Below are 22558 nucleotides of genomic sequence, written 5' to 3' on the forward strand. Positions count from 1 at the left end.
CGTCCGCTTCTTTTTTTTATAATATACTGGCACGTGGGGGTCGCCGCCCGTCCCCCTGCGGCTCGCCGCGGCACGACCGTTTGCGGCCCGGGGGGGGGCGCTCCGGAGGTTTTCCCAGCGCCCCACCAAAAGGGGTGAACGGTCGTAACTTTCCCGTGCGGATCGCGTTCGATCGCGCTAGGCGATCATTCGACTACCCCTCGCACGCGCGGACGCCCCACCGACCGGGCCGACCCAGCAGCCGACTCGGCGGGCCGCTCCCGGCACCGATCCGCCACCGCCCGGCCGATCGCCCGGCCTGCCTCCCGCCGCCTCCCGCGGTCTCGCGTCATCTCCCGGCGTCGCCGGGATACGGCCACGGATTGGGCAGACAGCGCACCCCGTCGTACTCCAGGAACTTCGTCTGCTGCTGCATGACCGGCGCGAGATCGCCGTCGCTGTCGCAGGTCACATGGGTGTAGCCGAGCCGGTGGCCGACCTCGTGATTGATCAGCATCTGCCGGTAGGCGAGGATCTCGTCGTCGCCGTACGTCTCCGCCCCCTGCGCCCAGCGATACGCGTTGATCATCACCCGCTCGGTGGAGGCGGAGTCGCAGGAGACATTGTCGATGGTCGTGTCCAGCCCGGACTGGGCACACCAGTCGGCGGTGGTGCCCGGGCTGGCGAGCGTGATCACGAAGTCCACCGAACCGGAGTGGACCCGCTCAAACGTACGACCGCCGTCGTGCGCCCAGCTCCGCTCGTCGTTCAGCGTCCGGTGCACGGCCTCCGCGAACAGCTCGGCGTCGAGCCCGAGCCCCTCCTCGACATCGACCCGGTAGGTGTACTGCTCCCCCGTGCCCGGCGCCTGCTCGATCCCCTCGATCGCCTCGAAGGTCCCCGGTCCGGCCAGCGACGCGCTCAGCGGGTAGATCTTCGACATCTTCTGCTCGTACGTCAGCGGCACCGGGCTCGGCGACTCGGACGCCGTCGGCCGCCCGTCCCCGAGCGCGGCCCCGTCCCCGTCCTCCCGCGCCTGCTCGGCGGCGGACCGCGACTGTACGGAGGTGTCCACGCCGCCGTCGCGCACCTGCCCGGCGACCACCACGGCCAGCACGGTCGTCACCGCGAGGGCCGCGATCCCGGTGAAGGTCCGCCCCTTGCCGCCCTTGGCCCGCTCGGGCACGCCGACCGGCGGCGCGTCCTCGTCCGGCTGCCGGGGGTCGGTGAGCAGCCCGACCCGCCCGCGCGGCTCCGCCTCCCACTCGGTGACGGAGGCGTACGGGTCGTCGGGGCGGCCCTGCTGCCGGGAGACGAGGACGTTCTCGTCACCATCGAATGCACCATCGAATGCACCTTCGAAGGAACCTTCGCGTGCACCTTCGAAGGCACTACCGGGAGCGCCGCCGGACGCACCCTGGGACCCACCGTCAAAGGCCTCGACGTAATCCTGCCGGGGTCCCACCGCCGGCGTCGGCCGCTGTCGCGGTATGCCGCCGCCACCAGGACCCGCGGAGGTACCGCCACCGGTCCCCCGCCCCCGGAACTCGCCCCAGCCGCCCCCGGTCTCGTGCTGCTCGGGGTGCCCGCCCCGCACCGGCGACGTGCCGCGCGCGGGCGTGCCGTCCGGCAACGGGTTCGCGCCGTGCGCCGGCGTGCCGTCGGGCAGGCGCGGGAATCCGTGCGCGGGCGTGCCGTCCGGCAGCCGGGGAAATCCGTGCGCCGGGGTGCCGTCGGGCATCCTCGGGAACCCGTGCGCCGGCGTACCGTCAGCGAGCCTCGGCCCACCGGTCCCGGGCATCCCCGGCCCTGATGCCCCGGCAGCGGACGTCCCGTCAGAAAAACTCGGGCCCCGATACCCCGTTCCGGGCACGGCGGCCGACCCGGCCGACCCCTCGGCCCGCGCCGCACCGGAGGAACCGCGCGCCGACTCGGCCCCCGCCCCCCGGCGACGGCTCCCGGTGTCCGCGGCGTCCCCCTTGGGGGCGGGCCCACGGCGACTGTGGCGTCCCACGTCGCGCCTCAGCTCCCTGTGTTCGTCTGCGTCACTGACCGGGCTTCCGTCATCGATGTCTACGTCTACGTCTACTACTGTCTGCTACTTCTGCTGTCTTCTGCTTGTCCGCTGCCTGTCTTCCGCTTGTCCGCCGCCTGTCCGCTACGTCCAGGTCCGGATCTAGGTCTCAGCACCCTCCGAGACCTGAACGCCCTCCACGGCCTCCGAGCCCTCGGCGACGGACCTCGCATCCGTACCCGTTTCCGCGGCGACATCCCGAAGCAGTTCGCGAAACGCCGTGGCCACCGTCTCCGGATACTCCATCATCGCCACATGCCCGGCGTCCGGCAGCGACAGCAGCCGGGAATCGCGGAAGGCGCGGGCCGCCTTCTGGGCCATCCGGAAACCGACGAGCTGATCCCGGCCGCCGTAGACGAGCAGCGTCGGCGCGAGGACCCGTTCGGCCTGCCGCCAGAGCCCGTGCTGGCCGCCGAGCGTGTACGCGTCGACGATACCGCGCGCGGAGCGCGCCATCGCGTCCCAGAAATACGGCAGTTGGAGCCGTCGTTCCATCTCGTCCACGGCGTGCCGGAACCCCTCGGACGAGACGCGTCCGGGATCGCCGTAGCACAGCGACGTCACCCCGCGGACCCGCTGTTCGGCGGTCCAGCCCTTGGTGAAACGGGTGAACAGCCCGACCACACCGGGCAGGGCGAGCAGCGCGGTGGGCACCGCCGTGCGCTGGACACGCAATTCCGGCAGCGCGGGCGAGATCAGCGTCAGCGTACGGACGAGATCCGGGCGCACGGCGGCCACTCGGGTGGTGACCGCTCCGCCGAGCGAGTTGCCGAAGAGATGGACGGGGCCGCGGGCGGCGGCGTCGAGATGGCGGATGACCGCGCGGGCGTGCCCGGTCACCGAGTAGTCCCCGTCGTCCGGCGGCGGGGAGTCCCCGAATCCCGGCAGATCGAGCGCCTCGCCCTCCACCGTGTCGTCGATCAGCTCCATCAGCGCCGACCAGTTCTGTGAGGAACCGCCCAGTCCATGCACGTACAGCGCGGGCGGCAGCCCCTCGCGCCGCCCCGGCCTCGAACGGACCGTCAGCGAGATCCCCGGCAGTCGCACCGACCGCAGCCGCTCACCGTCCGCGACCCTGACGGGTGCCACCTTCGGAAGCACGTTGGCCGACATGGACGGCAACTCGGTCGAAGACATGCGGCAATGTTACGAGACGATCACGTACGGGCTCATGTGTTCGCCCTCACAAATCCACCCGCCCCGATCCACCCTCCCGAACCCACCCTCCCGAACCGACCCTCCCGGACCCGCCCTCCCGGACCCGCCCTCCCGCGATCCACTCTCCCGGACCCGCCCTCCCGCGATCCGCATTCCGCCGGACGCGGACCGCATAGCGTCCGGAGAAGCTGTCTCCTAGGCTCATAGGTGGAAGGGAGCCCGCCATGGCCGTCGATCCCACCGACCCCGAGACGTTCGTCGACGAGGACGCGCAGAACGGAGTGGAGTACGACGTCGAGGCCCCGGACGCCGACACCGCCGAGCAGCACGCCACGCTCGCCCAGGACCGCGACGATCCGCTGACCGGCGCGACCACCGAAGAGGCGGACGAGGGGGACCTGGCCGAGCAGGCCCGCGTGGTCTCCCTGGACGAGGACGACTACCGCTGACGGAACCGAACCGACCGGAACCGAACGGGACGGAACCGAACGGGACGGAATAGAACGGGGCAGAACGGGACCCGACGGACGGCACGGGACGCCACCGCCAGGCGCCTGTCGATGTCCTGTGGACCGCGCGCCACCCCGCCCGCTTTCACCCGCCCGGACCGTGTTCAAGCCCATACGCACGGCTTTCAAGACCGTCCGGTCCGTGAAATTCTGCGCTCGCACCGCGCACACCACGGTTACCGAAAAGTACGATGGCCGCGCGGCGGCACACCGCATATGGACGATTTTGGGAGGCGGCGTGACAGCCATCGAGCAGACAGAGGCGGCGCGCCCGCGGGGCACTCGCCTGCCGCGCCGCGCACGACGGAACCAGCTGCTGGGCGCCGCACAGGAAGTCTTCGTGGCGCAGGGTTACCACGCGGCGGCGATGGATGACATCGCCGAGCGCGCCGGGGTCAGCAAACCGGTCCTCTACCAGCACTTCCCCGGCAAGCTCGACCTCTACCTCGCCCTGCTGGACCAGCACTGCGAATCCCTCATCCAGGCCGTGCGCAACGCGCTCGCGTCGACCAGCGACAACAAGCAGCGGGTCCGGGCGACCATGGACGCCTATTTCGCGTACGTCGAGGACGAGGGCGGCGCCTTCCGGCTGGTCTTCGAGTCGGACCTGACCAATGAGCCGGCCGTGCGCGAGCGCGTCGACAAGGTCACCAACGAATGCGCCGAGGCCATCTGCGACGTCATCGCCGAGGACACCGGCCTCTCCCGGGCGGAGTCGATGCTGCTGGCCTCCGGCCTCGGCGGGCTCGCCCAGGTGGTGGCCCGCTCCTGGCTGCACAGCGACCGCAGCGTCCCGCGCGACCAGGCGGTCCAGCTCCTCACCTCGCTGGCCTGGCGCGGCATCGCCGGCTTCCCGCTGCACGGCAGCGACCAGCCCCAGCACTGAGCCGCCGATACCGGCCCCGGCCTTTTGTTCCCACCCCCTGTTCGCTCCTGGCGTGGCAGGGCGGAGCGTACGGGTCCCCTCACCGGGCTAATGTGTGCTGCGTACGGCGCGGAAGGTCGCGCACATTTCTGACCGTCGGAGGGACATAGCCGTGGAGGTCAAGATCGGCGTGCAGCACGCGCCCCGCGAGATCGTTCTGGAGAGCGGTCAGACCGCCGAGGAGGTCGAGCGTGTGGTCGCCGAGGCGCTGGAGGGCAAGGCTCGGCTGCTGAGCCTCGTGGACGAGCACGGCCGCAAGCTCCTCATCCCGGCCGACCGACTCGCGTACGTCGAGATCGGCGAGGCGGCCCCGCGCAAGGTGGGCTTCGGCGCGCTGTAGCCGCCACCACGCACGCCGTTGGGCACGCCAGTACGCGCGCCACTACGCACGCCATTGGGCACGCCGGTACGCGCGTCACCAACCCGCCACTACGCACACCAGGGCCGGCGGGCCCGACGAACATCAATGGGCCGGTGGGCCCGCGGTCGAGTACCTGCGGATCCACCGGCCTTTGACGTTCTTTCAGCTTCTCGCCCGCCCCACCTGCGCCTCCACATCCCTGCCACAGTTCGTCCACAGAGGAGGATTGCATTCCGCAGGTCAGGGGTAAGACGGGCTACGACCGTTTAGGGCAGCACGGCCGGGTGGGAGGAACCCCGACATGGTCTTGGAAGCGATCAGTTCCGCGGTGCTCGGTCTGGCCCTCGCGTGGGCGGCCATGAGCCGGCTCCCGCACCGTCTGCCCGCCCGCCGCGTGGTCCTGTCGACCGGCGTGGCCGGCTCCCTCTTCGGCGCCTTCGTCACGCACAGCGCCCTGGAGACGGGCAGCCTCCTGCTGATCCTGACCGGCTCGGTGATCGTCTCGACGGCGTCCGTCTCCCTGCTGCTCCGCCCGACGGGCAGACTCCGCCGCCGCTCGGCACCGGCGTAGGACCGACGTAGGACAGGTGTAGGACCGACGTAGGACCGGCACGGCTCGGGCGCAGCGAAGGGTCGATACACCACCGAGCCGCCCCCCCTACGCAGCCAGCCCCAACGCCGCCATCCGCTTGGTGTGCGCCTCGGTGATCCGCGAGAACATCCGCCCCACCTCCGCGAGGTCGAAGCCGTCCGCCACCCCGCCCACCAGCATGGTCGACAGCGCGTCCCGCTCGGCGACCACCCGCTGGGACTGCGACAGCGCCTCCCCCATCAGCCGCCGCGCCCACAGCGCGAGCCGCCCGCCGACCCGCGGCTCGGCGTCGATCGCGGCCCGCACCTTCTCCACGGCGAAGCTCGCGTGCCCGGTGTCGTCCAGCACGGCCAGCACCAGCTGCCGGGTGTCGGAGTCCAGCCGGACGGCGACCTCGCGGTAGAAGTCACTGGCGATCGAATCACCGACGTACGCCTTGACCAGCCCCTCCAGCCAGTCCGAGGGCGCGGTCTGACGGTGGAAGCCGTCGAGCGCGGCGACGAACGGCTCCATGGCCTCCGTCGGCTCCGCGCCGATCTCCGTCAGCCGGTCCCGCAGCCGCTCGAAGTGGTGGAACTCGGCCGACGCCATCTTCGCCAGCTCCGCCTTGTCCGCCAGCGTCGGCGCCAGCTTGGCGTCCTCGGCGAGCCGCTCGAACGCCGCCAGCTCCCCGTACGCGAGCGCGCCCAGCAGATCCACGACCGCGGCCCGGTACTGCGGCGCGGCGGCGACGGCGGCCGTCCAGTCCTGGGCGGCGACCCCGGTGTGCCCGGCGGCACCCGCGGACGGATCACCGGAGGAGGCGGCCCGGGAGGAATCGGGGACAGTGTCGGAGACGTGATCGGACTTGTCAGCGGAGGTCATGCAGCGCACAATAGCCCGCTCCTCGCATGACGGAACCCCCTGGCCAGCCATGGTGAGAACACGCGGAAACCCCCGTACGAAGGCCCCGACGCACGCCTCTCGCACCACCACCGCATCACCCCCCTGTGAACGCCCGGGTGAATGTGACGACGGCAACGTGACCGAATCGGCCATCACGTGTGCGCCATTCCGGGGTATGGTGGTAATGCGCCTGCTGAGTATCCAGCCGTCATACGACGTCCTCGCTCGACGGGCCGCACGTATGAGGATGCCCGGTCGGTGGCCCGATCGGCTCCGACCCGACAGCTCTCCCTGACCGTACGCGTTCCCGCGTACGACGATCGGAGGGAACCCTCAGCGGTACGAGCGCTAGAGCGTCGGCAGAGGTCCCGTGCCCTACGGCTCGCCGTACGGCAGCCGACGTCCCCCGGCATGGTCAAGCACGACCCCCGCGCTCGCCTCGCACCGCGCACACAGAAGAGGCAAAACCCTGACTACGTTCCGAGAGCTCGGGATCCTTCCCGAGACCGCTGAGGCCCTTGAGGCAGTCGGCATCGTTTCCCCGTTCCCCATCCAGGAGATGACCCTCCCCGTCGCCCTCTCCGGCACGGACGTCATCGGACAGGCCAAGACCGGCACCGGCAAGACGCTCGGTTTCGGCCTGCCGCTCCTTGAGCGCGTCACCGTCCCCGCCGACGTGGAGGCCGGACGCGCCACCCCCGATCTGCTCACCGACGCCCCGCAGGCACTGGTCGTCGTCCCGACCCGTGAGCTGTGCACCCAGGTCACCAACGATCTGCTGACCGCGGGCAAGGTGCGCAATGTGCGCGTCACCGCGATCTACGGCGGTCGTGCCTACGAGCCCCAGGTCGAGGCCCTGCGCAAGGGTGTCGACGTCGTCGTCGGCACGCCCGGCCGGCTGCTCGACCTCGCGGGCCAGAAGAAGCTCGACCTCAAGCACGTCAGGTCCCTGGTCCTGGACGAGGCCGACGAGATGCTCGACCTGGGCTTCCTGCCCGACGTCGAGAAGATCATCAACATGCTTCCGGCCCGGCGCCAGACCATGCTGTTCTCGGCGACCATGCCGGGCGCGGTGATCGGCCTGGCCCGCCGGTACATGACGCAGCCCACGCACATCAGCGCCACCGCGCCGGACGACGAGGGCGCGACGGTCGCGAACACCGCGCAGTTCGTCTACCGCGCGCACAACATGGACAAGCCCGAGCTGGTCGCGCGGATACTCCAGGCGCAGGGCCGGGGCCTGGTCATGGTCTTCTGCCGCACCAAGCGCACCGCGGCCGACCTCGCCGACCAGCTCAAGCAGCGCGGCTTCGCCTCCGGCGCGGTCCACGGCGACCTCGGCCAGGGCGCCCGTGAGCAGGCGCTGCGCGCGTTCCGCAACGGCAAGGTGGACGTCCTCGTCTGCACGGACGTCGCCGCCCGCGGCATCGACGTCGAGGGTGTGACGCACGTCATCAACTACCAGACGCCCGAGGACGAGAAGACCTACCTGCACCGCATCGGCCGCACCGGCCGCGCGGGCGCCTCCGGTACGGCGATCACGCTGGTCGACTGGGACGACATCCCGCGCTGGCAGCTCATCAACAAGGCGCTGGACCTGAACCTGGGCGATCCGGTGGAGACGTACTCCACCTCCCCGCACCTGTTCACCGAGCTGAACATCCCGGCGGGCACCAAGGGTGTCCTGCCGCGTTCGGAGCGGACCCGCGCCGGGCTCGACGCCGAGCAGCTGGAGGACCTGGGCGAGCCGGGTGGCCGCGGTCCGCGCGGCCGTGGCGGTCGCGGCACCGAGTCCCGCCCCGAGCGGGAGCGCGAGCGCCCGTCCCGCGCCCCGCGCAGCCGCCGCCGTACCCGTGGGGGTACGGACCTGGAGTCCGGCCCCGCCCAGCAGCCGGCCGCCGCCCCCGCCCCCGCCGAGCAGGAGTCCGGCACCGGCACGCGCACGCCGCGCCGCCGTCGCCGTACCCGCAACGGAGCCGTGGCGGCCCAGACCTCGGCCCCGGCGCTGACGCCGACCGAGCAGGCCGCCGCCGCGGTGACGTCCGTGACGACGGCGGAGGGTCCGACCACACTCGTCGAGCCCCGGACGCCCGAGGTGCCCCAGGCACCCCAGACCGACCCGGAGTCCGCGGCGAAGCCGCGCCGCCGCCGCACCCGCAAGTCGGCGGAGGCGACGACCGCACCGGTCGCGGAGACAGTGGTCACCGAGACCCCGGCCGAGCCGCAGGCCCCGGCCGAGCCCGCCGGGACCGCGCTCGACACGGCCGAGGCCACGGAGACCAAGCCGCGCCGCCGCACCCGCAAGACCACCGCGATCGCCCCGGCGACCGAGGTGAAAGCGGTGGCAGAGGTGACCGAGGCGGCGGAGACCGCCGTCGACACGGCGGAGGCCACGGAGGCAGCGCCCAAGCCGCGCCGCACCCGCAAGACCACGGCCACCAAGGCCGTAGCCACCACGGAAACGGCCACGGAAACGGCTGTGGAGGCCCCGGAGGCCGAAGCCGCCGAGGTCAAGCCCAAGCGGGCCACCCGCAAGAAGGCCACCGCCGCCCCCGAGGTCACCGCCGAGGCCGCTCTCGACACCGCCGAAGGCGTCGAGGCCAAGCCCAAGCGGACCCGCAAGAAGGCCGCCGCCGCGCCCGTTGCCGCGGAGACCCCGGACACCACCGAGGCCGAGGCCAAGCCGAAGCGCACCCGCAAGAAGGCGGCCGAGGCCGCGGTCGACACGGCGGAGGGCACGGAAGCGGCCCCCAAGCCGCGCCGCACCCGCAAGACCACCACCGCCAAGGCCGTAGCCACCACGGAAACGGCCACGGAAACGGCTGTGGAGGCCCCCGAGGCCGAAGCCGCCGAGGTCAAGCCCAAGCGGGCCACCCGCAAGAAGGCCACCGCCACGATCCCGGCGCAGGCCACCGCCGAGGAGGCCGAGGCCAAGCCGCGGCGTACGCGCAAGGCCGTGGCCGTGGAGGCCGACGCCGAGCCGAAGCCCAAGGTCCGCCGCACCCGCAAGGCGACGGCAGCCGCCGAGCCCACGGACAGCTGACCAGCCCCACCCGCACCACCCGCATCACCAGGCCAACCCGCATCACCCCGCTCCACCCGGCGGCCCGGCCCCTCACCCGAGGGACCGGGCCGCCGCCGTATCCCCACCTCCGGCCCGCCGCCGTTTCCCCGCCTCCGGGCCGCCGTCCGCCGCCCCGCCGGTTACCCTCACCCCGTGAGCCGACCCCCGACCCTGACCCCGCCGCCCGCCGCCCGCGCCTACCCCCTGCGCACCGCCCGTGGGGACTTCGCCGTCGTGGACCATCCCGTGGCGCCCGGCGTCGAGCCCCGAGGGGCGGCGCTGCTGCTGCCGGGGTTCACGGGCAGCAAGGAGGACTTCCGGCTGCTGCACGAACCGCTCGCGGCGCGCGGCTACCGTACGGTCGCCGTGGACGGCCGGGGCCAGTACGAGTCGGATGGCCCACAGGACGACGAATCGGCGTACGCCCAGCCGGAGTTGGCGAAGGACGTCCTCGCCCAGGCGGCGGCCCTGGGCACCCCCCTGCATCTCTTCGGCCACTCCCTGGGCGGCCAGATCGCCCGCGCGGCCGTCCTGCTCGACGCCGACACCACGCCGGTGTCCCCCACCGAGGTCCCTTTCCGCTCCCTCACCCTCCTGTCATCCGGCCCCGCCCAGATCTCGCAGCCCCAGCAGGAGCGCGTCAAGCTGCTGCGGGACGCGCTCGCGGTGATGTCGATGGCCGAGGTCTGGGACGCGATCGAGTCGATGGGCGCCCCCGAGGACGTCGGCGGTCCGGCCGTCGGCACGGGCGGTCAGGAGCATCTGCGCCACCGCTGGCTGCGCAACAAGCCGGCCCAGTTGATCGCCACCGGCCGTCAGCTGTGCACCGAGCCGGACCGGGTCGGCGAACTGGCCGCCGTCGCGCTCCCCGTCCATGTGCTGTCCGGCGCGAGCGACGACACCTGGCCGCTGCCGCTGCTGGACGAGATGGCCGTACGCCTGCACGCCCGCCGCACGGTCGTCGCGGACTCCGATCACTCACCGAACGTGGACCGGCCGCTCCCGACCGCCGAGGCCATCGCCGACTTCTGGGACACGATCCAGGCCCCGCCCGCCCGACGGAAACAGCCGGCCCCCTGAGAAAAGTCTCAGTACAGCGTCCGCAGGTGCTCCCAGAACCCGTCCCGCAGCGCCCGCCGCAGATCCGCCTGGCCGCGCAGCGAGTACTGCAAAATCCCCTCCGCCTCGACCAGCAGGTCCTGATCGACCGAGCCGGGCAGATAGGGGTGGCCGGGCAGCAGTTCCACCAGCGCCTCCCGCCCCCGTGACGCCAGCCATTTGGCGGCGATCTGGGCGCCGACGAACCGTACGTCCTCGCGGCCGGGCCGGGTCGCGCCGGCCGACTCGTAGGCGGCGGCGGTGCGCCGGCTGACGTACGGCTTGAAGAAGTCGAGGTCGAGGGTGCGCTGGCTGTCGACCTCCCAGAGCAGCGGCTCGGCCTGGTTGCGGCCCTCGGGGGCCTCGATGCCCCACAGATGCACCCGGGCGCCGTACCCCTGCGCCGCCTCGACGGCCGACACCAGGTCCTCGTCACCGCCGAGCAGGGCCGCGTCGCTGACCGCGCGGTGCCGGGCGAGGGATTCGAGATCGGTACGGATCAGGGAGTCGACGCCCTTCTGCTGGTTGTTGGCGTTGAGGTTGCCGAGGCGGACCTTGACGTCGGGCAGTTCGGCGATGACCTGCTGTTCGGCGGTGTGGATGCGGCGCCGGGCGCCGTCGTACCAGTACACCCGCAGCAGTCTGCTGTCGGCGAAGATCTGCCGGGCCTTGTCGATGAGCGCCTCGATCAGTCCCTCGGGGTCGAGGTCGAAGGCGCGGCGGTCCTCCGTCCCGGCGATCAGCCGGCCGGCGGCGGCGTAGAGATAGCCCGCGTCGACGAAGATCGCATGGGTCGAGGGTGTCTTGGCCACCTCGGCGAGCATGCGCTGCAACAGCTCGTTGGTGCGGTCGATGCGGGCGGACAGTGCCGCCAGGTCTTCGTTCATCCATTCCATTGTCCCGGCCGTCACGCTACGAACACAACCGGTCCCGATCAGTCTCCGTACATCCTCTTACCTCACGGTAATTAGGCGTTCGAAAGTTTTCTTTAGCGTAGGGAATGTTTGTAACAACCAGACTGTTGACTACGAATGGAACACGAAGGGAGAAGCCCATGCGCTTCGAGATCATGCGCCTCGACGATGTGGACGGCACACCTGTCGACACCACCGTCGTGGACGCCGCCTCCGTCAACCGGATCGTTCAGCAGGCCGCCGCCATCGGGCAGCGATTGTGGATCCGCCCGGCCGACACCTCGGCCTCATAACAACGGATCACTGCTTACGAAGCTTCAGGGCCCTGTACGGAAACCCGTACGGGGCCCTGTGTCGTACACCAGCGGAAGGCTCAGGCCCCCGTCACCGGGGACGCGCCGGTCGCGCGCCGGACGATCTCCCCGTACACCTCGGGGTCGGTGGTGTGCTCGCCCAGCACACAGGTCTTGCGGCTGCCGTGGTAGTCGCTGGACCCGGTGACCAGCAGCCCGAGTTCCCCGGCGAGCCCGCGCAGCCGTGTCCGGGTGCCGGGGTCGTGGTCCATGTGATCGACCTCGATCCCGTCCAGCCCGGCGGCGGCCAGCTCGCCGATCGCCGCCTCCGGCACCGTACGGCCGCGCTTGCCGGCTCCCGGATGGGCGAAGACGGTGACCCCGCCCGCGGCCTTGACCAGCCGGATCGCCTCGAACGGGTCGGTCTCGTGCTTGTCCATGTGGGCCCGCCCGCCATCGGCCAGCCAGTCCTTGGTGAAGGCGCCGTCCACACTCGGTACGACACCCAGCTCGACCAGCGCGGTCGCGAGGTGCGGCCGGCCCACGGAGCCGTTCCCGGCGATCCGCTCGACCTGTTCCCAGGTGACGGGCACCCCGAGCGCGTTCAGCTTGGCGATCATGCCCTTGGCGCGGGGCACCCGGTCGTCACGCACCAGCTCCCGCTCGGCGAGCAGCGCGGGTTCCCCGGCGTCGAAGAGGTAGGCCAGCATGTGCATGCTGATGCCATCGATACGGCAGGACAGCTCGGCCCCGGTGACCAGCGTGAGCCCCCGCGGCACCGCGGCGACGGCCTCGGCGTGCCCCCGCGTGGTGTCGTGATCGGTCAGCGCGACCACGTCCAGCCCGGCAGCGGCGGCCTTGCGCACCAGCTCGGCGGGGCTGTCCGTCCCGTCGGAGGCGGTGGAGTGGGTGTGCAGATCGATACGCACGGACGGACCCCCACCACGAACAGACGACCAGGAACGCCCCCCAGACTATCCGCACCCCTTCAACGCCCCGGACACCAGCGCCCCGAAAGGGGCGCGGGGAACCGCGCGCCCAGCCCCCACGAACCCGCACCCGCGCGCCTCCCCCGCCCCCACCCCGGTAGGCGCTACGGCTGAAGCAAGCGCCGCGACAACGCGCCGCAGGGCAGCAGCTCGATCTCCGCCCCCGCGTCCCGCAGATCCGTCAGCACCAGTTCCTCGTACATCAGCAGCCCCGCCTGCTCGGGCCACACCACCGCCCACAGCCACAGCCCCCCGGCCTCGCCCGCGAAGACGGCCCGGTCGCCCGGGGTGCCGGAGACATGCCACAGGGGCGTCGGCCGCCCCACCGCCAGCACCTTCGCCTCGGCGGGTTTCTCGACGGTCATGTACGGGCCCGGATCCGGTCCGTCGATCCCGGCGTAGCGCGCGCCGAGGCCGACACCGATCTCCTCGGCGATCAGGATCAGCTCGCTCGTCCCGCCGAGCGGGCCGGGCCCGGAGCAGGCCACGGCGGTGGCCCGGCCCCCGGTGCGGTCGTCGCCCGCGTACGCGATGCCGGTGAACAGCCAGCCCACGGGCAGCGGCCAGGGCATCCAGACCGGCACCTGGGTGTGGTGCACGACGACGGCGATGGAGTCGACGCTGGGCGGGACCACGGGCTGTACCGGATGGACCGCGCCGTGGACAGCGCACTGCCAGGAGTCGGCGAAGAGACCGGGAGCCCTGACCCGGCCACCGCACTTCGGGCAACTGGGTTCGCCCCTCATAGAGCCCCACGGTGCTACCCAGGTCCCGTCCCGTCAAGGACGATCACCCGTCCGCTCCGCCGGGTGTCCCCTCCGGCCTTCGCGCGGAGCGGGCTCCCGGCGGCGGGACCGGCGCGGGACGTACGTCCTGCGGCCCCTAAGCGGACCCGGCACGGCACCCGCCCGGCCCGCACCGCGGCGACGCTCCCGGCACCCGGATCCGGACCAACTGACCGGCCGGACAGGTGAGTGCGGCCACGCTCCCGGCATACGGATCCAGACCAACTGACCGGCCGGACAGGTGAGTTCCGTCACGGCGGGCCCGCGCACCGGCTCGGCCGAGCAGGACGCCCACGCCCGGTTCAGTCCAGCGGGACCTGCCCGCGCAGCGGGTCGCGGAGATCGGTGCCGTGGGCCAGCCATCGCTCCTGGAGCGCCGCCGCGCCATGCACCCGCTTCCACGCGGCCTCGTTCGGCGTCATCGGCAGCAGCGGCAGGAACCGTACGGGATCGAGGGGCGGGTCCAGTTCCAGGTCCTCGACCAGGCCGCCCGGCTCGGCGACCAGGACCGAGGTGAAGGGGGCGCCGGGCCACAGCGGCCCGCCCACGTCGAGCGAGGCACCGGGGGCCACGATCACGCCCTCGACCTGCGGTGACGCGGCGAGGACGGCAAGCGGGCGGAGCACCTTGTCGGTGTCGGCGAGCCCGGACCGTACGGAGATGACCAGCTCGGCGCGGGGGCCCTTCACCGGGTCGGCGAGCAGCGCGCCGGGGTCCGCCATGGGCTGGGCGGACATGCCGAGGGTGGCGTAGCGGACGAGGTCCCCCTCCGCCGCGGTCTCCTGGAAACGGAGCACCTCGACGCGGTCCGTGCCGAGGAAGGTGACGGCCGCGCGGGCGTCCGGCACACCGAGCGCGAAGCGCAACCGGGCCTCGACCAGAGGAAGAACATCAGCCATGCCGCGAGCATAGAACTCGTCAGTACCGGGCAAAGCAGCCCCTTGACACTTCGGCCGGCTGTTACTCTGGGCCGGTCGTCGGGCAGCGCACGGCAAGCGTCGGCCCACCGCCCGGCCGACACCGACGTATTCCCCGGGACTCCCCTCGGGGAAACTCCCCACGGGGAATGGATCGTCCCTCACCAGGGACCGGCCGGAGGAGGTGGGGCTGCAATGGACCGAAGTCGACCGTGCAGTATCACCCGCTCTTCCTGCCGCTGACGTAGCCGCCCCGCACAGGGCTTCCCGCTCTGGCCGGCTGCCACCTCTCGCGTTCTCGTCACCACGGAAGAGCACTCGTTTCGATCTGCGTGATCCGTCTGTACTTCCGCCTGTACTGACTCAGCAGCGAAGCTTGCGCAGCGCGTCACCGCGACGATGCGGTGCTCTCCGCTTTGTGGACGTGCCACCATCCCGTAGCACGGACGTCCTCATTCCGGGCAGTTCCACCCGTCGCAGGCCGCCGTGAGCTGCTGCTCCGTCGCGAAGGAGCCTGCCATGTCGATGATCCGTGACCTGCGCGCCGCCGTCCGCCCCGGCCGCCCCGCCCTGCGCAAGGACACCGGCGGTTACGACACCACCCGTGACCCCTCGACCCCCTCGGCGGTCGTGGACTGCGCCGTCTACCGCGACGGCGCCCGCGTGGAGACCCCGAGGCCGCTCACCCCGCAGGAGGCGATGCGTCAGGTGCGGCGCACCGGCGGCTTCGTGTGGATCGGGCTGCACGAGCCGACCGAGGCCGAATTCGCCGGGATCGCGGGCGAGTTCGGGCTGCACCCGCTGGCCGTGGAGGACGCGGTGCAGGCGCACCAGCGGCCCAAGCTGGAGCGCTACGACGACTCCCTGTTCACGGTCTTCAAGACCATCCACTACGTCGAGCACGACGAGCTGACCGCGAACAGCGAGATCGTGGAGACCGGCGAGGTGATGTGCTTCACCGGCCGGGACTTCTTCATCACCGTCCGGCACGGCGGGCAGGGCTCGCTGCGGACGCTGCGCCACCGGCTCCAGGACGACCCCGAGCTGCTCGTCAAGGGCCCCTCGGCGGTGCTGCACGCCATCGCCGACCATGTGGTGGACGGCTATATCGCGGTCGCCGACGCCGTGCAGGACGACATCGACGAGGTGGAGACCGAGGTCTTCTCGCCGGGTCGCAAGGGTGCCCCGCGCGGCACGGACGCGGGGCGGATCTACCAGCTCAAGCGTGAGGTGCTCCAGTTCAAGCGGGCGGTGTCGCCGCTGCTGCGGCCGATGCAGCTGCTCAGCGAGCGGCCGATGCGGCTGATCGACCCGGACATCCAGAAGTACTTCCGGGATGTCGCCGACCATCTGGCCCGCGTCCAGGAGCAGGTCATGGGCTTCGACGAGCTGCTCAACTCGATCCTCCAGGCCAACCTCGCGCAGGCGTCCGTGGCGCAGAACGAGGACATGCGGAAGATCACGTCATGGGCCGCGATCATCGCCGTACCGACCATGGTGTGCGGGGTCTACGGGATGAACTTCGACCACATGCCCGAGCTGCGGTGGCGCTTCGGCTACCCGATGGTCCTCGGGATCACCGCGCTGATCTGCTTCGGCATCCACCGGACACTGAAGCGCAACGGCTGGCTGTGAGGGAGGCCAGCGCCGGGGTGGGGGCGTCGTTACGCTTCTGCCATGACATCTGAGCTGGTCGACCGGGCCCTCGTCGAGGAGGCCACCAAGAAGTCCGGCCTGATCTGGGTCCGCGGGCCCGGGGCGGCGTCCCGCGCGCTGTGGCACAGCTGGCACGAGGGCGCGGCGTACGTGGTCGGCGACGGGCCGGGCGAGCAGCCGCTGCCGGGGCTGGCGGACGGGGCCGGGGCCGAGGTGACCGTGCGCAGCAAGGACAAGGGCGGCCGGCTGGTGTCCTGGGCGGCGGCGGTCACCGAGCTGGAGCCCGGGTCGCAGGCGTGGGAGACGGCGGTCGGCGAGCTGAAGGGCAAGCGGCTCAACGCCCCCGACGGCGAGGCGATGCCGGAGCGCTGGCGGCGTGAGTGCCGGGTGCTGCGGCTGACCCCGACGGGCGTCACGGCACCGCTCCCGGACGGCTCCCTGGCCGCACCTCCGCTGCCGACCCCGGCGACCACCCGGGAGCCGGTCCCGGCGGGGCTGCCCCGGCTGCTCTTCAAACGGCGTCGGTCCGCGAGCCGCTGAACGCGCCGCGAGCCGCCGACCGGCCGGAGACCCGCCGACCGGCCCCGGGCCGCCGACCGGGCCCGAGCCGCTAAGAGGTCGGCAACTGCTTCCCGTAATCCACCGTCTCGTCCTCGGCGGGCTCCTCCAGGGGGAAGTCCTTGCCCCAGTCGGAGAAGATGAGGGTGCCCGCGCCGCCCGCGCGGGACAGGAGGAGGGGGTAGGGGGTGCCCTCCAGGGAGACATCGAGGGTGCCGCCGGAGCCCTTGTCGCCGGTGATCCGGATGGTGCGGACGCCGGACTGCTCGTGACGGCCGTCGGTGGACAGGGTGCCGTGCAGCGTCAGCAGGCTGTCCAGCAGCATGTCCTTGTCGGTGAAGCCGCTGAACTTCTCGTACGAAGGGTCGCCCGCCGGCACCTTCACATACTTGCCGTCGAGCTTGCCGGCCGCGGCGGTGTCCGGCTCCTCGCCCGCCTCCCCGCCGGTCCAGAAACCGGCGTCCGCCATGAGGTACAGCTCCTCGCCGACCCGCAGCAGCTGGAAGGTCGCCCCCTCGGCGGTCACCGACCCGGTCCCGCCGTCCTGCTTCAGCTGCATGTCGAGCTTGTACGTCTTGCCGCCCGCCGTCACGCTCCCCGCCAGCCGCACCGCCGGCGCGGCCTCGGCGGCCGTGCGGGTCTTCGTCCGGATCTGGTCCGGGGACAGCTTGCCGACACCGTTGGTGCCCGCGTCGGGGTCCTCACCGCCGCCGCACCCGGTCAGCCCGGTCGCCGCGAGCACGACCAGGGCGCAGATCGCGCCCACCCCAGTGGTCCGGCGGAAACGGCCCCGGCGCATAACGATCACAGGTGACGCTGCCTTTCTGGCGGGTGTCCTCAGCGGCGTACGGCAGCGTACCGGGGCCCCGAACACGGGTCGGAGCCAGTCCGTCCGGACCCCCCACCAGCGCGGATCCGATCGGGACGGGCTAGCCTGAAGCCCGATCGAACCACCGATTCCGAGCGTTCTGGATACTCCGCGTTTTCAGTACGTTCCACGCATTCGACACATTCGGCCCCGGCCATGCCCGCCCGGCCCGCGAAGGAGGCGCAGTCATGGCCACCGGCGCACCCCGGATCTTTGTCTCGCATCTCTCCGGCATCGCCTGCTTCGACCCCAACGGCGACCAGGTGGGCCGGGTCCGGGACGTCGTGATGATGCTGCGCGTCGGGCACCGCCCGCCCCGGGTGCTCGGGCTGGTCGTCGAACTCTCCACCCGGCGCCGGATCTTCCTGCCCATGACCCGGGTCACCGGCATCGAGTCCGGCCAGGTCATCACCACCGGCGTGGTCAACGTCCGGCGCTTCGAGCAGCGGCCCACCGAGCGGCTGGTCTTCGGCGAGCTGCTGGACCGGCGGGTGACGCTCACCCAGACCGGCGAGGAGGTCACCGTCCTGGATCTGTCGGTGCAGCAGCTGCCCGCGCGCCGGGACTGGGAGGTGGACCGGGTCTTCGTCCGCCGGGGCCGCAAGAGCCGTACGGGCGGCTTCCGGCGGGCCCGCGGAGAGACGCTGACCGTGGAGTGGTCCGCCGTCACCGGGTTCACCCTGGAGGAGCAGGAGCAGGGCGCCGAGACGCTCCTCGCCACCTTCGAGCAGCTGCGCCCGGCCGACCTCGCCAATGTGCTGCACCATCTCTCCCCCAAGCGCCGCGCCGAGGTCGCCGCCGCCCTGGACGACGACCGGCTCGCCGATGTCCTCGAAGAGCTGCCGGAGGACGACCAGATCGAGATCCTCGGCAAGCTGAAGAAGGAGCGCGCCGCCGACGTCCTGGAGGCCATGGACCCCGACGACGCGGCCGACCTGCTCTCCGAACTCCCCGAGGAGGAGAAGGAGCGGCTGCTGAGCCTGATGCAGCCCTCCGACGCGGCCGACGTCCGGCGGCTGATGGCGTACGAGGACCGCACGGCCGGCGGTCTGATGACCACCGAGCCGATCGTGCTGCGCCCGGACGCCACCGTCGCCGAGGCGCTGGCCCGGGTCCGCAACCCCGATCTGTCCCCCGCGCTCGCCGCCCAGGTCTATGTCTGCCGCCCGCCCGACGAGACCCCGACCGGCAAGTACCTGGGCACGGTCCACTTCCAGCGGCTGCTGCGCGACCCGCCGTACACCCTGGTCAGCTCGCTCGTCGACGACGACCTCCAGGCGCTGGACCCGGACGCGGCGCTGCCGCTGGTCGCCGGGTTCTTCGCCACGTACGACATGGTCGCGGCGCCCGTCGTGGACGAGGGAGGGCGGCTGCTGGGCGCGGTGACGGTGGACGACGTGCTGGACCATATGCTGCCGGAGGACTGGCGGGAGACGGAGTTCCATCTCGGGGAGGGGGCGGTGACCGATGGCTCCTGAGCGGGAGAACCCCCGGGAGCACGGCACCCCGGCCGGGGCGACCGCCGCCACCCGGCCGCGCGCCCGTCTGGACCTGCCCCGGCCGCCGCGCCGCCGCCTCCTGCCCGACTGGGACCCGGACGCCTTCGGGCGGCTGTCAGAGCGGATCGCGCGGTTCCTGGGCACCGGGCGGTTCCTCGTCTGGATGACGGTCGTCGTCTTCGTCTGGGTGCTGTGGAACGTCGCCGCGCCCGAGGCGGTGCGCTTCGACGAGTACCCGTTCATCTTCCTGACCCTGATGCTCTCGCTCCAGGCGTCGTACGCGGCGCCGCTGATCCTGCTCGCGCAGAACCGGCAGGACGACCGGGACCGGGTCAATCTCGAACAGGACCGCAAGCAGAACGAGCGCTCGATCGCCGACACCGAGTATCTGACCCGCGAGATCGCCGCCCTGCGCATCGGCCTCGGTGAGGTCGCCACCCGGGACTGGATCCGCTCCGAGCTCCAGGACCTGGCCAGGGAGCTGGACGGACGCGCCGACGGCGACGCCCCGCGGGCATTCCCGGCGGAACGCCCGGGGGCACGTGACACAGAAGACCGGTGACAGGGCTTTCCGGGGGGCGCGTACGGCCCCGTACCATCGTCCTTATGGCTACGGAAGACGCGGTGCGTGAAGCACTGGCGACGGTGAACGACCCCGAGATCAACCGCCCCATCACCGAACTCGGGATGGTCAAATCGGTGGAGATCGGTGCGGACGGAGCGGTCGCGGTCGCCGTGTACCTGACGGTCTCCGGCTGCCCCATGCGTGACACGATCACCCAGCGGGTCACCGACGCCGTCTCGGCGATCGAGGGCGTCACGCGGGTCGATGTCACGCTCGACGTGATGAGCGACGAGCAGCGCAAGGAGCTGGCGACCTCTCTGCGCGGCGGCCGGACCGAGCGCGAGGTCCCCTTCGCCAGGCCCGGCTCGCTGACCCGGGTCTACGCGGTCGCCTCCGGCAAGGGCGGCGTCGGCAAGTCCTCGGTGACGGTCAACCTGGCGGCGGCGATGGCGGCCGACGGCCTCAAGGTGGGCGTGGTCGACGCCGACATCTACGGCCACAGCGTGCCGCGCATGCTGGGCGCGGACGGGCTTCCCACCCAGGTCGAGAACATGATCATGCCGCCGTCGGCGCACGGCGTGAAGGTCATCTCCATCGGCATGTTCACGCCGGGCAACACCCCGGTCGTCTGGCGCGGCCCGATGCTGCACCGGGCCTTGCAGCAGTTCCTCGCGGACGTCTACTGGGGCGACCTCGATGTCCTCCTGCTGGACCTGCCGCCCGGCACGGGCGATATCGCCATCTCGGTCGCGCAGCTGGTCCCCAACGCCGAGATCCTGGTCGTGACGACCCCGCAGCAGGCGGCGGCCGAGGTCGCCGAGCGCGCCGGGTCCATCGCGGTCCAGACCCACCAGAAGATCGTCGGCGTGGTCGAGAACATGTCGGGCCTGCCCTGCCCGCACTGCGGCGAGATGGTCGACGTCTTCGGCACGGGCGGCGGCCAGCTGGTCGCCGACGGCCTCACCCGCACCACCGGCGCCACGGTCCCGGTCCTCGGCTCCATCCCCATCGACGTCCGCCTCCGGGAAGGCGGCGACGAGGGCAAGCCGATCGTCCTCACCGACCCCGACTCCGCCGCCGGCTCCGCCCTGCGCGCCATCGCCGGAAAACTGGGCGGCCGACAGCGGGGCCTGTCGGGCCTGTCCCTGGGCATCACACCGAGGAACAAATTCTAGAGGGATCCGGAGGGGGCGACCCTACGGGAGCTGCCCGCGGGGATGGCCTGGTTGTGGGGGCACGGGCAACTCCGTGCCCCCGTGCGGCCGAGGGCAACCCACGCTTTTAGGGGCGCGGGGAACTGCGCGAGAAGCGACCACAACCCGCACCCGCGCACCCGCCACCCACCGCCCCCCAGAAAACCTACGCGTACCCGGCGATGTCCTTGATCACGGCAAACCCGAGCCCATACGCGCTCATACCCCTCCCGTACGCCCCGAGGTGCACCCCCTCCGCCGTGGACCCGGCCAGCACCCACCCGAACTCGGACTCCCGGTAGTGAAAGGCCCGCGGCACCCCGTCCACCGGCAGGGACAGCGTCGACCACTCCGCCCCCTCCAGATCGTCCGCGAGGACCCACGCGGTGTCCGTCTGCTGGTCCAGCCAGTCGTCCCGCAGACTGTGGTCCATCTGCCCCGGCCAGGTGACCGCCAGCAGTCCCACCCCGGCCAGCCACGCCGCCGAGGACACCGAGGTGGCCTCCAGCAGCCCCGTACCGTCGGCGCTGCGCCGGGACGGACTCGCGGCGACGGTCACGACGACCGCGAACCGCTCCCGCTCCTCCGCCGCCACCTCGCCGCCCCGCACGGAGGGCTCGTCACCGTGTCCGACCGAACCGTGCTCCACGGCCCCGTCGGCCGCCATGCCCACCTGCATCAGCCGGCGCGGCCCGGTGAACGCCTCGTCGAGGCCGTACCACGGGAAGGGTGCGCTCAGGTAACCGTCGACCGTGCGGCGCGCGGAGGACAGCGGTTGTCCGCCCTCCGCGGCCGGCGCCTGCGCGACGGCTCGACTCGTCGTCTCCATGTGCCCGGACGCCTCCTCGCTCTCGTCGGACCGGAGCGGCCCGCCCCCCTTCGGGCGTACTCGTCCGGTCCGCACAACAACTCGGCAGCATATCCACACCTGTGCGGGCATCCGGGAAAGCACCGGGCGCGTGGGTCGCCCGGACGGCGCGTTCACGCCGCGCCGTCCGTCGTACGGCTATGAGAAGCGTCACGTACGACGGATCTTGAACTTCCTTGATACGACGCCCGGTTGGGCCCGCGTCGACCGGGCGGACGCTCAGGTGGCGTCGGCGTCGAAGGGCGGGCGATCCTCGCGCGCGGGCTCCGGCTTCTTGGCCAGGTCGACACGGCCGGCGGAGGGAGCCGGAGAGCCGGACGGGTCAGCCGACCCGGAGGAGCCGGCCGCCTCGGACTCGCGGCCCTTCACGGCGTCCGCGACCTCGGCCATCTCCTTCTTCAGGTCGAAGCCGTTCCGGATCTCCTTCAGCCCCAGCTCGTCGTTGTCCAGCTGCTTGCGGATGAACGTCTTGGGGTTGAGATCCTCGAAGTCGAAGTCCTTGAACTCCGGTCCCAGCTCCTGCCGGATGTCCTCTTTGGCGCTCTCCGAGAAATCCCGGATCTTCCGTATCATCCGGGTCACGTCCTGGATGACCTTGGGAAGCTTGTCCGGACCGAAGACGAGCACGGCGAGGACGACGAGCGTCACCAGCTCAAACGTTCCTATGTCATTGAACACCTGAAGCTCCTTGCCATGTCCCGGGCCGGATCCAAGGTACCCGCCGATACTGTCCGACCGGTACCGCCCCGTGACGTCCGAGTGCGTGTATGCGACCGCTTTTTCCCGTTGTCCGCCGATGGGACCGGAG

Annotated in this window: 22 protein-coding genes; 12 read left to right on the forward strand and 10 right to left on the reverse strand. The window is 71.7% G+C overall.

All coding sequences use genetic code 11. From position 1 onward, the window contains the following. Positions 1-328 precede the first annotated feature (328 nt). Positions 329-1993: a DUF3152 domain-containing protein gene (locus tag ACFXAZ_RS18940; protein WP_384592034.1), complete on the reverse strand. Its 1665-nt coding sequence runs from the start codon at positions 1991-1993 to the stop codon at positions 329-331. 162 nt (positions 1994-2155) lie between these two features. Beyond that, the gene (locus ACFXAZ_RS18945) at positions 2156-3190 is read right to left on the reverse strand and encodes an alpha/beta fold hydrolase (RefSeq protein ID WP_384592037.1); all 1035 of its coding nucleotides are present in this window, start codon (positions 3188-3190) and stop codon (positions 2156-2158) included. Positions 3191-3435: 245 nt separating this feature from the next. On the opposite strand from ACFXAZ_RS18945, the gene ACFXAZ_RS18950 reads away from it, so the two are divergent. The 4 genes from ACFXAZ_RS18950 to ACFXAZ_RS18965 all read left to right on the forward strand — a co-directional run bounded on the left by ACFXAZ_RS18950 (position 3436) and on the right by ACFXAZ_RS18965 (position 5577). Further along, complete coding sequence (locus ACFXAZ_RS18950) at positions 3436-3660, forward strand: hypothetical protein (RefSeq protein ID WP_384592040.1); 225 nt, start codon at positions 3436-3438, stop codon at positions 3658-3660. Positions 3661-3958: 298 nt separating this feature from the next. Further along, on the forward strand, positions 3959-4606 hold the full coding sequence (locus ACFXAZ_RS18955; RefSeq protein WP_384592043.1) for a TetR/AcrR family transcriptional regulator: 648 nt from the start codon (positions 3959-3961) through the stop codon (positions 4604-4606). A gap of 151 nt (positions 4607-4757) precedes the next feature. Beyond that, complete coding sequence (locus ACFXAZ_RS18960) at positions 4758-4985, forward strand: DUF3107 domain-containing protein (protein WP_382684966.1); 228 nt, start codon at positions 4758-4760, stop codon at positions 4983-4985. A 322-nt stretch (positions 4986-5307) separates the two neighbouring features. After that, the gene (locus ACFXAZ_RS18965; RefSeq protein ID WP_384592046.1) at positions 5308-5577 is read left to right on the forward strand and encodes a hypothetical protein; all 270 of its coding nucleotides are present in this window, start codon (positions 5308-5310) and stop codon (positions 5575-5577) included. Between the two features lie 87 nt (positions 5578-5664). On the opposite strand, the gene ACFXAZ_RS18970 is transcribed toward ACFXAZ_RS18965, so the two are convergent. Then, a complete protein-coding gene (locus tag ACFXAZ_RS18970) occupies positions 5665-6462 on the reverse strand; it encodes a ferritin-like fold-containing protein (protein WP_384592049.1) in 798 nt (265 codons plus the stop codon). Positions 6463-7042: 580 nt separating this feature from the next. Here ACFXAZ_RS18970 and ACFXAZ_RS18975 point away from each other — a divergent pair. Both ACFXAZ_RS18975 and ACFXAZ_RS18980 read left to right on the forward strand, forming a co-directional pair. Next, complete coding sequence (locus ACFXAZ_RS18975) at positions 7043-9526, forward strand: DEAD/DEAH box helicase (protein ID WP_384592052.1); 2484 nt, start codon at positions 7043-7045, stop codon at positions 9524-9526. Between the two features lie 174 nt (positions 9527-9700). Then, positions 9701-10627, forward strand: a complete 927-nt coding sequence (locus tag ACFXAZ_RS18980) for an alpha/beta fold hydrolase (RefSeq protein WP_384592055.1) — start codon at positions 9701-9703, stop codon at positions 10625-10627. Between the two features lie 8 nt (positions 10628-10635). Here ACFXAZ_RS18980 and ACFXAZ_RS18985 read toward each other — a convergent pair whose 3' ends face one another. After that, positions 10636-11541, reverse strand: a complete 906-nt coding sequence (locus tag ACFXAZ_RS18985; protein WP_384592164.1) for an NYN domain-containing protein — start codon at positions 11539-11541, stop codon at positions 10636-10638. 158 nt (positions 11542-11699) lie between these two features. Between ACFXAZ_RS18985 and ACFXAZ_RS18990 the strand changes: the two genes are divergently transcribed. Next, on the forward strand, positions 11700-11852 hold the full coding sequence (locus tag ACFXAZ_RS18990; protein WP_129801357.1) for a hypothetical protein: 153 nt from the start codon (positions 11700-11702) through the stop codon (positions 11850-11852). An 80-nt stretch (positions 11853-11932) separates the two neighbouring features. Here the strand turns inward: ACFXAZ_RS18990 and ACFXAZ_RS18995 are convergent, their stop codons facing one another. The 3 genes from ACFXAZ_RS18995 to ACFXAZ_RS19005 form a co-directional block, all read right to left on the reverse strand. Beyond that, positions 11933-12781, reverse strand: a complete 849-nt coding sequence (locus ACFXAZ_RS18995; protein WP_384592058.1) for a PHP domain-containing protein — start codon at positions 12779-12781, stop codon at positions 11933-11935. 164 nt (positions 12782-12945) lie between these two features. Continuing rightward, complete coding sequence (locus ACFXAZ_RS19000; RefSeq protein WP_384592061.1) at positions 12946-13587, reverse strand: DUF6758 family protein; 642 nt, start codon at positions 13585-13587, stop codon at positions 12946-12948. A gap of 341 nt (positions 13588-13928) precedes the next feature. Continuing rightward, positions 13929-14525: a suppressor of fused domain protein gene (locus ACFXAZ_RS19005; RefSeq protein WP_384592063.1), complete on the reverse strand. Its 597-nt coding sequence runs from the start codon at positions 14523-14525 to the stop codon at positions 13929-13931. A 537-nt stretch (positions 14526-15062) separates the two neighbouring features. Here ACFXAZ_RS19005 and ACFXAZ_RS19010 point away from each other — a divergent pair. Both ACFXAZ_RS19010 and ACFXAZ_RS19015 read left to right on the forward strand, forming a co-directional pair. Next, positions 15063-16178 carry a magnesium and cobalt transport protein CorA gene (locus ACFXAZ_RS19010; RefSeq protein ID WP_384592066.1) on the forward strand — a complete coding sequence of 372 codons (1116 nt, stop codon included), beginning with the start codon at positions 15063-15065 and terminating at the stop codon, positions 16176-16178. Positions 16179-16220: 42 nt separating this feature from the next. Further along, on the forward strand, positions 16221-16739 hold the full coding sequence (locus tag ACFXAZ_RS19015) for a hypothetical protein (protein WP_384592069.1): 519 nt from the start codon (positions 16221-16223) through the stop codon (positions 16737-16739). 70 nt (positions 16740-16809) lie between these two features. Here ACFXAZ_RS19015 and ACFXAZ_RS19020 read toward each other — a convergent pair whose 3' ends face one another. Beyond that, the gene (locus tag ACFXAZ_RS19020) at positions 16810-17556 is read right to left on the reverse strand and encodes a hypothetical protein (RefSeq protein ID WP_384592167.1); all 747 of its coding nucleotides are present in this window, start codon (positions 17554-17556) and stop codon (positions 16810-16812) included. Between the two features lie 257 nt (positions 17557-17813). Here ACFXAZ_RS19020 and ACFXAZ_RS19025 point away from each other — a divergent pair, with 257 nt between their 5' ends. Genes ACFXAZ_RS19025 through ACFXAZ_RS19035 form a run of 3 tightly spaced genes read left to right on the forward strand, consistent with a single transcriptional unit; the run spans position 17814 to position 20864 of the window. Continuing rightward, the gene (locus ACFXAZ_RS19025) at positions 17814-19103 is read left to right on the forward strand and encodes a magnesium transporter MgtE N-terminal domain-containing protein (RefSeq protein ID WP_384592072.1); all 1290 of its coding nucleotides are present in this window, start codon (positions 17814-17816) and stop codon (positions 19101-19103) included. Further along, complete coding sequence (locus tag ACFXAZ_RS19030) at positions 19093-19686, forward strand: DUF1003 domain-containing protein (RefSeq protein WP_384592075.1); 594 nt, start codon at positions 19093-19095, stop codon at positions 19684-19686. Before ACFXAZ_RS19025 ends, ACFXAZ_RS19030 begins: the two co-directional genes overlap by 11 nt. Before the next feature lie 44 nt (positions 19687-19730). Then, positions 19731-20864: an Mrp/NBP35 family ATP-binding protein gene (locus ACFXAZ_RS19035; RefSeq protein ID WP_384592078.1), complete on the forward strand. Its 1134-nt coding sequence runs from the start codon at positions 19731-19733 to the stop codon at positions 20862-20864. A gap of 184 nt (positions 20865-21048) precedes the next feature. Here the strand turns inward: ACFXAZ_RS19035 and ACFXAZ_RS19040 are convergent, their stop codons facing one another. Both ACFXAZ_RS19040 and ACFXAZ_RS19045 read right to left on the reverse strand, forming a co-directional pair. Next, positions 21049-21711, reverse strand: a complete 663-nt coding sequence (locus ACFXAZ_RS19040) for a hypothetical protein (protein ID WP_384592081.1) — start codon at positions 21709-21711, stop codon at positions 21049-21051. A gap of 258 nt (positions 21712-21969) precedes the next feature. Then, on the reverse strand, positions 21970-22428 hold the full coding sequence (locus ACFXAZ_RS19045; RefSeq protein ID WP_384592084.1) for a sec-independent translocase: 459 nt from the start codon (positions 22426-22428) through the stop codon (positions 21970-21972). Between the last annotated feature and the right edge of the window lie 130 nt (positions 22429-22558).

It is taken from the genome of Streptomyces sp. NPDC059477, from assembly GCF_042749375.1.
In the GTDB taxonomy this organism is placed as follows: domain Bacteria; phylum Actinomycetota; class Actinomycetes; order Streptomycetales; family Streptomycetaceae; genus Streptomyces.